This window comes from Lutibacter sp. A80, from assembly GCF_022429645.1.
GTDB lineage: Bacteria > Bacteroidota > Bacteroidia > Flavobacteriales > Flavobacteriaceae > Lutibacter.
The window spans coordinates 2,456,545-2,469,746 of record NZ_CP092480.1 but is presented as its reverse complement, the minus strand read 5'-3'; the positions used below and the strand labels follow the sequence as shown (position 1 = coordinate 2,469,746).

Annotated in this window: 7 protein-coding genes; 4 read left to right on the top strand and 3 right to left on the bottom strand. The window is 29.1% G+C overall.

The window, feature by feature from the left end; genetic code table 11:
- Positions 1-2 precede the first annotated feature (2 nt).
- The 4 genes from MHL31_RS10085 to MHL31_RS10070 all read left to right on the top strand — a co-directional run bounded on the left by MHL31_RS10085 (position 3) and on the right by MHL31_RS10070 (position 7,096).
- Positions 3-1,325 carry a sensor histidine kinase gene (locus MHL31_RS10085; protein WP_240225828.1) on the top strand — a complete coding sequence of 441 codons (1,323 nt, stop codon included), beginning with the start codon at positions 3-5 and terminating at the stop codon, positions 1,323-1,325.
- 315 nt (positions 1,326-1,640) lie between these two features.
- Positions 1,641-3,917, top strand: coding sequence for a two-component regulator propeller domain-containing protein (locus tag MHL31_RS10080; protein WP_240225827.1), 2,277 nt, complete (start codon positions 1,641-1,643; stop codon positions 3,915-3,917).
- A gap of 2 nt (positions 3,918-3,919) precedes the next feature.
- A complete protein-coding gene (recO, locus tag MHL31_RS10075) occupies positions 3,920-4,636 on the top strand; it encodes a DNA repair protein RecO (protein WP_240225826.1) in 717 nt (238 codons plus the stop codon).
- 6 nt (positions 4,637-4,642) lie between these two features.
- Positions 4,643-7,096, top strand: a complete 2,454-nt coding sequence (locus MHL31_RS10070) for a TonB-dependent siderophore receptor (protein ID WP_240225825.1) — start codon at positions 4,643-4,645, stop codon at positions 7,094-7,096.
- 8 nt (positions 7,097-7,104) lie between these two features.
- Here the strand turns inward: MHL31_RS10070 and MHL31_RS10065 are convergent, their stop codons facing one another.
- The 3 genes from MHL31_RS10065 to MHL31_RS10055 form a co-directional block, all read right to left on the bottom strand.
- Positions 7,105-9,228, bottom strand: a complete 2,124-nt coding sequence (locus MHL31_RS10065) for a Tex family protein (protein WP_240225824.1) — start codon at positions 9,226-9,228, stop codon at positions 7,105-7,107.
- Between the two features lie 130 nt (positions 9,229-9,358).
- Positions 9,359-11,416, bottom strand: a complete 2,058-nt coding sequence (metG, locus tag MHL31_RS10060; protein WP_240225823.1) for a methionine--tRNA ligase — start codon at positions 11,414-11,416, stop codon at positions 9,359-9,361.
- A 242-nt stretch (positions 11,417-11,658) separates the two neighbouring features.
- On the bottom strand, positions 11,659-13,074 hold the full coding sequence (locus MHL31_RS10055; RefSeq protein ID WP_240225822.1) for an alkaline phosphatase: 1,416 nt from the start codon (positions 13,072-13,074) through the stop codon (positions 11,659-11,661).
- Positions 13,075-13,202: the final 128 nt, after the last annotated feature.

Below are 13,202 nucleotides of genomic sequence, written 5' to 3'. Positions count from 1 at the left end.
GAATGTTATTAGATTATCATTCTGAAATATACGCATGGATAAGAGGAGGGTTGTCTATCTTGTGTATATATCATATTTTAATTTTTTTCCAAAATAAATCTAAACTTTACTTATATTATAGTTTATATCTTTTAGGTTTTAGTATTTATCTAATAAAAGATGTTGCTGTTGGAAATGTAACTGTTTTTGAATACTTAAACTTTCCTTTACAAATTTTAGCTTACGCTGCTTATATTTTATTTGCTAGAGAATTGTTAGACTCTAGAGCTCAATTATTAAAATGGGATAAGTTTTATGTACTATCATCACGTGTACTTGTTGTATTAGCATTCACATTTATATGTATTCAATTTTTATTTGGGTATCAGTTTCAAATTAAGGCATTTGCTTTAGTAGCGCCTTTTTTATCATTGTTTGGAATATTTGCATTTTATATTATTATTACTAAAATAAAAAGTGATTCCGCAATTTATTTTATTATTGGAACAGGTATACATGTGGTATTTGCAAATATTACTTATTTAGAACTTTTTATAGGAAAAGAACCTTTTAATAGAATAGGAGTAGAATCTAAATTATTTATTTATATAGGTTTGCTGTTACAAGCAATAATTTTTTCAGTTATAATTGGTTCAATAATAAAGAAAATTGAAGATAAGAGTAAAAATGCAGAGGTTAGGTTGGCTATTAAATTAAAGGAGATGGAAGAGTTAAAAATGACAGTGCTCCAAAGCCAAATGAATCCACATTTTTTATTTAATTCGTTAAACTCTATAAATAATTTTGTAATTAAAAGTGAAGTTGAAAAAGCATCAGACTACATAACAAAATTTTCAAAATTAATTCGGGTAATTTTAAATAGTTCTTCTAGTCCTACTTCAACACTTTTTGAAGAATTAGAGTTTTTAGATCTTTATGTTCAGTTAGAAAAAATGAGAGTTAGTGGAAGTTTTGATTATGTTGTTAAAGTAGACGATAAGTTAAGTTTACAAAACATTAAAGTACCAACACTATTTTTACAGCCTTTTATTGAAAATGCTATTTGGCATGGAATTATGAAGTTGGAAGGTGATAAAAAAATAGAATTAATAATTAAAGAAGAAGGCAAAAACGTAGTTTGTATAGTTGAAGATAATGGAATTGGTATTAATAAAGCTAAAGAATTAGCTCATATGAGCCAAAAACGTAAGTTTTTTGGAGCCGAATCTACAGAAAATAGAATAAGAATGTTGTATCAAAATAAAGATGTGCACATTTTAACAAAAGACATATCATCTAATACAAAAACAGGTACTCAAGTTTCAATAAAATTCCCTTTAGTTTAACAATCACCCTTTTATATTGTTTTTAAGCATACGGATTTTACCATTTGTGTTTTAAAACTCACCGTTTGCAGTTTTTTAATAGTTTTTTATTAACAATTTTTTAATGAATGTAATTTCTAGTGTATATTTGAAGTGTATTAATGTCAAGAGGGGTTTTGACATTTTACATTAAAACATTAAATAAGTCTTTGGGGTTGATTTATTTATTCCTTGAACATTATAATATATTTATAATGTTCAAGGTTTTTTTTTGTTCAAATTTATTATAAAAAATAGCTTTTCTTTTAAATTTTAATAGATATATTTGAAATAATTATGAAAAAAATTTTTCAAATACTGGTTTTTTGCCTTGTAACTACATCGGTTTGCTCTCAAGTAGATTTTTCAAATAATTGGGAAGATTTCTATTCTTACAATAATGTAAAAGATTTTATAAAAACGGATAATCAAATCCATGCTATTGTCGATAATGCAATTTTTAAATATAATGTTATAACAGACGAAATAACTAAAATTTCATCTGTAAATGGTCTTTCAGGCGAAACTACTTCGAGTTTATACTATAGTAATACTTTTGATAAATTAATAATTGGTTACGAAACCGGATTGATTGAAATTATTGATGAAGATGGTAATATTACTATTTTAAAAGATATTGTAAATTTTAATTATTCAGGGAATAAACAGATAAATAATATTACAGAATATAACGGTAACTTATACATTTCAACTTCTTTTGCAATAATTGTTTACAATCTAGATAAATTACAATTTGGAGACACTTTTTTTATTGGTGATCAATCATCAGAATTAATTATAAACGAAATTAAAATAACCGATAATACTATTTATGCAGCAACAGAAAATGGAATTTATACGGCAGATATTAATAACCCTAATTTAATAGACTTTAATAATTGGACTCAGCTTTATTCTGGAAACTTTTATGCAATAGAAGTATTTAATAATCAAGTTTACGCTGCAAGTAGTAGAAGTTTATATAAAATTATAGATAATAATCTTCAACTTCAAAAAAACTATTCTCAAACAATAATATCTTTAAAAGCCTCAGTAGATCATTTGGCAATAGCAACACAAAGGTATGTGTACGCAATAGATACAAATGATGTAGAAAAATTAAATTATGTAACAAATACCAATCAACAATTTTATTACAGTTTAAATGCGGCTTATTTAGAAGGTAATTTACTTTATTTGGGTACAGCAGAATTTGGTATCTTAAAAAGTACGTTAGATAATATTCCAAACTTTGAAGAAATTCATCCAGATGGTCCTGTATCAAACTTACCTTTTTCAATTTCAGTGAAAGAAAATCATTTGTGGGTTGTTTACGGTTGGTATGATACTGCTTATGCACCTAGAAATGGACGTTATGGTGTTGATCACTTTAATGGAAATAGTTGGTATAATATACCTTATGGAAATATTAATGTTAGCGATTTGGTACGTGTTACTTACGATCCAACTAACATTGAAAAAGTATACATAAGTTCTTGGGGAGGAGGGATGTTAATTGTTGAAAATAATGAAATTACTACACATTGGACATATTTAAACAGTGGTTTAGAATGGCGAACAAGAATTAATGGATCAGCTTTTGATTTAGAAGGAAATTTATGGGTTGCTAATGGATGGGTTGATAAAAAAATTAAAAAATTTGATACAGAGGGAAATTGGTCCGGTTTTGATATGAGTTCTGTAATGACGAACCCAGCTTTAGGGTTGAATGAGCTTGTTATAGACAAAACATCTAATATTTGGATTGGAACTAGGAGAAATGGAGCTTTGATTTTTAACGAAGAAGGAAACCAAAAAAGAGCTTTAACAACAGAAGTTTCTAACGGTTCTTTACCAGATCCAAATGTACGGGCTATAGAAGTTGACGATAATAATAGAATATGGATTGGAACACAAAAAGGATTGGTTGTATTATATAATCCTGAAACAGTTTTTACAGAATCGGTAATAGAAACAGAACCAGTAATAATTTTAGATGAAGCTGGTATTGCAAAAAAACTTTTGGGAGATCAAGTCGTAAATTCAATTGCAGTAGATGGAGCAAACAACAAATGGTTTGGGACAAATAGTGGAGGTGTTTTGCAAACAAATTCTGATGGAGATGAAACGCTTCAGAATTTTAATATTAATAATTCTCCACTACCTTCAAATACAATTTTAAATATTGAAATTGATAAAACATCAGGGAAAGTTTATTTTGCTACCTCAAAAGGTATTGTTGCCTATAATAGCAAAGTATCTGAATACGGAGATGTTTTGCCTGAAGTTTATGCATATCCAAATCCATCAACAAAAAACAATGAATTTATAACAATTGATGGACGAAATGGAACTCATTTACCTGAAGGAACCAATATTAAAATTTTAGATACCGCAGGTAATTTAGTTTTTGAAACTAATTTAAAAGAAAGTCAAGAGTTAACAGGAGGAACAGTTTTATGGGATAAAACAAATTTAGCAGGTACAAAAGTAGCTTCAGGTATTTATATAGTATTGCTAATTGATAGTGATAAGCAACAGACTGCAATAACTAAAATTGCAATTATCAATTAAAAATGATTGAAACTACCAAAGCAATTGTTATTAATTCAATTAAATATGGAGACACCAGTTTAATAACAACATGCTATACCGAAAAAAGTGGCTTAAAAACATATATGTTAAAAGGTGTTTTAAAGGCTAAAAAGGCAAAAGTTAAAGCAGCTTATTTTCAGCCGTTAATGCAGCTTAATTTAACTGCAAACCATAATACTAAAGGTGCTTTAAACTCTATTAGAGAAGTAGAAGTTATAAATTTTTATAATTCTATTTATACAGATATAAAAAAACAAACCATTACGTTGTTTTTATCTGAAATTTTATATTATGCTATAAAAGAAGAAGAGGAAAACACATCGCTTTTTAAATATTTAGAAGCTTCGTTATTGTGGTTAGATGCACATGATGCTATTTCAAATTTTCACTTACTTTTTTTATTAAATTTAACCAAACATTTAGGGTTTTATCCTGAAGTTAAAAATTTAGATTTACCATATTTTAATTTACTAGAAGGAAGCTTTACTTCAGTAACTAGTAAAAGCTCTCTATCTGGAGAAAAAATAACTCAATTTAAAAGGTTGTTAGGCATAAATTTTGATGTAATTCATAAGGTGAATTTTAGTGCTTCAAATAGACAAGATGTGTTGTCAATTTTAATACAATATTTCGAATTACATATAAGTGGCTTCAAGAAACCAAAGTCTTTAAGTGTTTTAAAATCAATATTTAGTTAATTAATTATGAGGATTATAATTATTGTTTTAATTATTTTAGTATCTGCAAATATAACAGCTCAACAGGTAGAAGTTCTTGAAAGAGGCTCCAATTTACCAATTGGAAACGTAACAATATATAATGATACTGATAATGATTTTATAACTACTAATAAAAAAGGAATTGCAAATTTATCTTCATTTAAAAATTCAGATATTCTATTTTTTAAACATATTTCTTATATCGAATATGAAATCTTAAAAAAAGAACTTGAAACAGTTAAATTTGTAGTTTACTTAACTAGAAAGGCTGAGTTGTTAGATGAAATAGTTTTATCAGCTTCAAAAGGGGAAGAAAAAAGAAGTAGAATAGCCGAGCAAGTAGTAGTAACTTCAAAAGAAGAAATAAAAAGGTTAGCGCCCCAAACTTCGGCAGATTTATTGGCAGATTTACCAGGTATTAGAGTTCAAAAATCGCAATTTGGAGGTGGTAGTCCAGTGCTAAGAGGTATGGAGGCCAATAAAGTACTTTTAGTTGTTGATGGTGTTAGAATGAATAATGCTATTTATAGAATGGGTCATTTACAAAACTCAATTACTGTGTCTCCAAATATTATTGATAGAACTGAAGTTGTTTTTGGACCATCATCTGTAGTGTATGGCTCTGATGCTTTGGGAGGTGTAATTCATTACTATACAAAAACACCTAAAGTAAGTGCCGAAAAACAAGTTAATACTGCTTTGTATTCAAGGTTTAGCTCTATAAATAGTGAATTTACAACTCAAGGAAATATTGAGATTAGAAATAAAAAATGGGCTTCGTTTACAAGCGTTTCTTATAGTGATTTTGGCGATTTAAAAATGGGGAAAAATAGAAATCACGGATTTGATGATTGGGGGAAAGTAAATGAGTATTCAAATAATACAAATAGTTATTATAGCGAGGTTCCTATTGAAAATTCAGATAATTTAATTCTACAAAACACGAGTTATAATCAGTTAGATTTATTACAAAAATTAGTAATTCCTATTTCTAACAAAACAGATATAATTTTTAATGCACAATATTCCGAATCATCAAATATTAATAGATTTGATAAGTTAACAGAATATTCAGACGGAGCATTGAAATTTGCTGAATGGTATTATGGTCCACAAAAACGTTTATTAATTTCTTCACAATTAAAAATAAAACCAGAAAAAAAATGGTTAGAAAATGGATCTATTACAGCAGCATTTCAAAATATTAAAGAATCTAGAGTTCAACGAAAATTTACTAGTTTAGAGCGTTCTTATAGAAAAGAAAATGTAGATGTATTTAGTTTAAACGGGGACTTTTTTGTACCCTTAACCAAGGGAGATGATAGAATATTATCTTATGGTTTTGAAGCTACTTATAATAAAGTACATTCTAATGCTTATGGGAAAATATTAAGTGTTAGTGACAATAAAGTTATTGGTTTTGATGGAGATTTTACAGTGCAATCTCGTTATCCAGATGGTGGTAGTAGCTATACAAGTTTAGCTTCATATGTTAATTACAGGCAAAATATTAATAAAAAAACGACATTAAATACTGGTTTAAGAGTAATTAATACGCTATTAAAAGCTACTTGGATAGACGACACTTTTATTCAGTTACCCGATTTTGATATTTCATCAAATAATTCAGCAGTTACAGCAACTATAGGTTTTGCACATAAACCTTCAGAAAATTGGCAATTAAATAGTATAATTTCTTCAGGATTTAGATCTCCTAATATTGATGATGTTGGAAAAATAAGAGAAAAATCTGGGCAAGTTACTGTTCCAAATATAGCTTTAAAACCCGAATATGTTTATAGTTTTGAAACCAGTGTTTTAAAATTTTTTAATAGTAAAAAGTTTCAAACAGGTTTAAATATTTATTATACGCTTTTAGATAATTATATTACTAGAGACTATTTTGAAGTTAACAATGCTTCAACTATAATGTATGACGGTGAGGAAGGTATAGTAGTTGCAAATGTAAATAAAGATAATGCCTATATTTTAGGTGGTACTTTTAGTTTTAAAGGGAATATAAATGATACTTGGTATACAAAAGGCTCTTTAACTTATACAAAAGGTAAAACGTATGATACAGAACAACCTTTATCGTCGATACCTCCTATGTTTGCTAATTTAGAATTTGGATTCGAAAAAGACCGTTTTCAAGCAAATATAAATTGGAAGTTTAATGCTAAAAAACGAATAGAAGATTATAATTTAATTGAAGGAATAGACAATGTAGAACAAACGCCCTATAATGCGTTAACCGATAGTTATTATGGAACTCCAGAGTGGAATACCTTTGGAATTAACTCAAATTATAAATTAAATAATAAACTTACTTTTTTTGTTAATTTAGATAATATTTTTGATGTGCATTATAAAGAATTTGCTTCTTCTATTAGTGCTCCAGGTCGTAATATTTCTATTTCGGTTAACTTAACTATTTAATTTTAAGTTTATTTTACTAAAGCAAGCTGAATACGCTTTCTAGCAACATCAACTTCTAAAACTTTTACAATTATTTGTTGATTTAAAGTAACAATAGCATTAACATCACTTACAAATTTATCAGATAGGTTTGAAACATGTATCAAGCCACTTTCTTTAATTCCAATATCTACAAAACAGCCAAAATTAGTAATGTTATTTACAATTCCGGGTAATAATTGACCTTCGTGTAAATCAGTAATAGTGCGTATGTTTTGATTAAAAGTAAATATTTTAGCTTTTGAACGTGGATCCAATCCTGGTTTTTCTAATTCTGAAATAATGTCTTTTAATGTTGGAACTCCAATTGTAGAGGTACAATATTTTTCTAAATCTATTTTTTGAAGAATTGCCTTATTTCCAATTAAATCGGAAACCGTACATTTTGCATCCTTAGCCATTTTTGTAATTATAGTATAACTTTCCGGATGTACTGCAGAATCGTCTAAAGGATTTTTTGCATTTTTAATACGTAAAAAACCTGCGCCTTGTTCAAAAGCTTTATTTCCTAAACGAGGTACTTTTTTTATGGCTGCTCTAGATGTAAAAGCTCCATTTTTATCTCTATAATTTACAATATTTTCAGCCAATTTTGGACCAATTCCAGAAACATAACTTAATAAAGAAACACTAGCAGTATTAATATTTACACCCACTGAATTTACACAACTTTCTACAACAGTATCTAATGAAGTTTTTAATTTAGTTTGATCAACATCGTGTTGATATTGTCCAACACCAATTGATTTAGCATCAATTTTAACTAATTCTGCAAGTGGATCGGCTAATCTTCTACCTATTGACACAGAACCACGTACAGTAACATCGTAATTTGGAAACTCGTCTCTCGCAATTTTTGAAGCGGAATAAATACTTGCGCCAGCTTCACTTACAACGTAAACTTCAACATCCTTATTAAATCGCATTTTACGTATGAAATGCTCGGTTTCACGCGAAGCAGTTCCATTTCCAATAGCTATGGCTTCAATTTTATAAGCATCAACTAATGAATTTATTTTTTTCATAGCTCCAATAGTATCATTTTTTGGAGCGTGCGGGTAAATAGTTTCGTTATATTCCAGGCCTCCTTGTGCATTTAAACACACTACTTTACAACCAGTTCTAAAACCAGGATCTATAGCTAATATGGTTTTTTCACCTAAGGGAGCACCTAATAATAGTTGTTTTAAATTTTTAGCAAATACTTCTATGGCATTATTATCTGCTTTTTCTTTAGCAATACTTAATGCCTCGTTTGCTAATGATGGAAACAATAATCGTTTATAAGAATCTGCTATAGCTAAACTAATTTGTGTAGAACATTCGTTATTTGAGCGAATAATTCTATCTTCCATTTTAGCTAATGTACGCTCGTTATCTATTTCAATTTTTACACGAATAAATCCTTCTTTTTCGGCTCGTAAAATAGCTAATAATCTATGTGAAGGAATTCTATTTAAGCTTTCAGACCAGTCGAAATAATCTCTAAATTTTTGTGCTTTTTCATTTCCTTCTTCCTTTTTTACAACTTTAGTATTAATGGTTGCAAAACGTTCTAATTGATAACGAATGTTATTTCTTATATCAGTGCGTTCATTAATCCATTCAGCAATTATAAAACGTGCTCCTTCTAATGCTTTTTCAAGAGTATCAACTTCATTATTTATATATTTTGAAGCTGTATATTCCAAATCGTTTACACGCTGACTCATTATCATTTTAGCTAAGGGCTCTAAACCGTTTTTTCGCGCAGTTTCAGCCTTTGTCTTGCGTTTTTTCTTAAAAGGAAGGTAAATATCTTCTAAAACAGTTAAACTGGTTGTAGCCTCAATTTTTTGCTTTAATTCTGTAGTTAAAACATCTTGTTCTTCTAAAGCTTTTAAAATGGCTACTTTTCGTTTTTTTAATTCTTCAAACTGTGTTTTAAACTTTACAATTTCTCCAATTTCAACTTCATCTAAATTTCCTGTTAATTCTTTTCTATAACGAGCAATAAAAGGAATGGTACAATCTTCATTTAATAATTGTATGGTGTTTTCAATACCTTTTACTGGAAGATTTGTTTTTGATTGTATAAAGTTTAGAATTTGCATTTTGAAATTATAATTAAAGAAGTATAAACGTCGCCCTGAATTTATGAGTCTAAAAATTCAGGGTGACATTATAATTTATACATATATGATTAAGATGCTGAAACAAGTTTAGCATCATGTAGCATCAATACTAGCTTACTTGCTCTCCGTTTTTTACTGAATCGTTATCTGGTTCAATAAAAGCAAGTTTTCCATCTGGTGTATCAGTCATTAAAATCATACCTTGGCTTTCAACACCGCGTAGTTTTCTTGGTGCTAAATTTACTAAAACAGTTACTTTTTGCCCAATAATATCTTCTGGTTTAAAACTTTCTGCAATACCAGAAACAATAGTTCTTGTATCAATACCAACATCGACCTTAAGTTGTAATAATTTTTTAGTTTTTGGCACTTTTACGGCTTCAATAATTGTTCCTACACGCATATCTAGCTTTGTAAAATCATCAAATTCGATAGTTTCTTTTTGTGGTTCTACAATTTTGTTTTCAGCTTCATTAGCTAATTTTGTTGCTTCTAATTTTTCTAGTTGAATTTGTATAGCTGCATCTTCAATTTTAGCGAATAATAATTCAGCTTTTCCAATGGTATGATTTGCTGCAATTAATTCAGTATGTTCTTCAACATCACTCCATTTTAATTCATTAGAAATATTCAAAATTTGTCTTAGTTTTTCAGCAGAAAATGGTAAAAAAGGTTCGGAAACAACAGACAATCCTGTTGCAATTTGAAGCGCAACATACATAACAGTTTTTACGCGTTCTGGATCTGTTTTAATTAGTTTCCATGGTTCTTCATCAGCTAAATACTTATTACCTAAACGCGCTAAATTCATTAATTCTTGAGATGCTTCTCTAAAGCGGTAACGCTCGATAGAGCTTGCTATTATAGATGGATATTTTTGTAATTTTTCTAGTGTTTCATTATCTACATCTGTAAACTCGTTAGGTTCAGGAATTACACCTTGGTAATATTTATTAGTTAATACAACTACACGGTTTATAAAGTTACCAAAAATGGCTACTAATTCGTTGTTGTTTCTAGCCTGAAAATCTTTCCACGTAAAATCATTATCTTTAGTTTCTGGTGCATTTGCTGTTAAGGTATAACGCAATACATCTTGCTGATTTGGAAAATCTTCTAAATATTCGTGCAACCAAACAGCCCAATTTTTAGAAGTTGAAATTTTATCACCTTCTAAATTTAAAAATTCGTTTGCTGGTACATTTTCAGGTAAAATATAACTTCCTTCGGCTTTTAACATTGTTGGAAAAATAATACAGTGAAATACAATATTATCTTTTCCAATAAAGTGAATTAATTTTGTGTCTTTATCTTTCCAGTAAGGTTCCCAATTTTTTCCTTCACGTGCTGCCCATTCTTTGGTTGAAGAAATATAACCAATTGGTGCATCAAACCATACGTATAGTACTTTTCCTTCTCCACCTTCAACAGGAACTGGAATTCCCCAATCTAAATCGCGGGTTACAGCTCTAGGTTTTAAACCATCGTCTAACCACGATTTTACTTGACCTAATACATTTGTTTTCCAATCGTTTTTATGACCTTCAACAATCCATTCGCGTAACCAGGTTTCGTATTTATCTAAAGGAAGGTACCAGTGTTTTGTTAGTTTAGTAGTTGGTACATTTCCTGTAATTGCAGATTTTGGATTTATTAAATCTGTAGCGTTATGACTTGTGCCACAATTTTCGCATTGATCTCCATAACTTTCTTCAAAACCACATTTAGGACAGGTACCAACAACAAATCTATCAGCTAAAAATTGCTTAGCTTCTTCGTCGTATAACTGTTCGCTAGCTTCTTCAATAAATTTACCTTCGTCATATAATTTTTTAAAAAACTCTGAAGCTGTTTCGTGGTGAACTTTTGCTGAGGTTCTAGAATAATTATCAAAAGAAATACCAAAATCTTTAAAAGAAGTTTTAATTATTGCATTGTATTTATCTACAATGTCTTGTGGTGTAACACCTTCTTTTTTTGCCTTTAATGTAATTGGAACACCGTGTTCATCTGATCCACAAACGAATAAAACATCGTTTGCTGTATTACGTAAATAACGCGCATAAATATCAGCGGGTACATATACTCCTGCTAAATGTCCAATATGAACTGGACCATTAGTATATGGTAATGCGGCTGTAATTGTATATCTTTTTGAATTGCTCATCAAAATTGTTTTAAGAAAGTGCAAAAATAAGGATTGTTTATTAGAAAAGTGAAAAGTTGTTTCGGTTTTCGCAATTTGCTGTTTAATTTATTTGATTTTTATAGTTTTTAAACCAATAAAAAGACTTTTTAATAGGAGTAATTCTAAAATTTTAGTAAAAAATGATTTATGCAAAACATCTCATTCTTATATAAATTAAGAATGAGATGTGTAGATAAGTTAATATGTAAGTTGTAACTTTTTTAAAAGTTATTTTCAACTTCTGCCGCTTCAAGCATTAAATAATGCAAGTCGGTATTTTTAATATAAGGTTTTAATAAATCACTACCAGGGCCATACATTGCAAGTTCCACATAATCGGCAGAGTGTTGCATACTTATCCACCCAACAGAATTATGCTTTTTTTGAATTTTGGCTAATTCATTAAATGGTAAATGTTTATAATTATATAAGCCGTTTTCAGCTTTAATAGAAGTATAATAACTTAAAAGTAACTTAGCTTCATCATCTGTCACTTCAAAATTATTAGCATATTCAATTCTTTCTTTTATTTGAGAAATTGATGTTTCATTTCCAAAACCGTTTAAAATCCAATCATTGGTATGTTTATAGTTTTGAATACTGTCAAACTGTTTATTAGCATTTTTACCGTAAATTACTCCAGGATTTGCGTTTCCGTGATCTGTAGTAATTATAACGAGTGTATTTTTATCCTTTTCTGCAAAATCTATTGCAACTTTAACAGCTTCATCATGTGCTGTTTGGTCGTAAATTAAACCAGCAATATCATTACCATGAGCTGCCCAATCTACTTTTCCAGCTTCTACTTGTAACACAAAACCTTCCTTATTATGTTTCATAACATCAATAGCTTTTTGTGTCATTTCACCCAATGTTGGAATTTTTTGAGTAAGTTCTTTATTGTTGTTTCTATCAGCAGTATAAGGCAGTGCATCATTATAGAAAACACCTAAAATAGGTTGGTTGTTAGCTGCTTCTAACATTTCATTTCTATTTTTAACCACTTGATATCCACCTAATTTAAATTTTTGGTACATATCAACTTTATCTTTTCTGGAATCGGCAGAAAAATAATTATTTCCACCACCCATCATAACATCAAATTTTTGGGCTAAATACTTTTTAGCAATTCCTTCTTGATCGTTTCTGCTTTTACTGTTTACACAAAAACCAGCTGGTGTAGCATGTGTAATTGGTACGGTTGTAACGCACCCAGCCATTTTTCCTGCTTTTTTAAATTTTTGCCAAATTGGTAAATGTTCTTCACCATTAGGTCCAACATTTAAACCTCCATTATTTATTCTAAAACCACCTCCCCAAGAAGAACTTGCGGCAGCAGAGTCTGTAACAATAGAACTTGCAGAAGCCATATCCATTAACGCCCTATTTACTTTATTGTCTTTATATAATTGAAGCCAATTACTTCCTTTCCCAGTTTTTCTTGAAAGGTATAAATCAGCCATATTTAAAGTTCCGGTACTCATACCATCACTTACAAGTATAATTATATTTTTTGCTTTTTTGTTTTTGTCTATTAAGTCGGGTTCTAGCGTTGTAGCACTTAAATCGAAAGGGTTTAGTAAAGTTGACCCAATAGCAAATAATGATCCGTTTTTAAAAAATTTTCTTCTATTCATAATTTTTCACATAAATAAGTAGCTTCAAAGATACTTTATTTATAGTAAAATTATGTGCCTAGTATTGCTAAAAAATTGTAATTTTAATGTAAATTATTTTGTTTTTAAGACATAAAAATAAATAATTC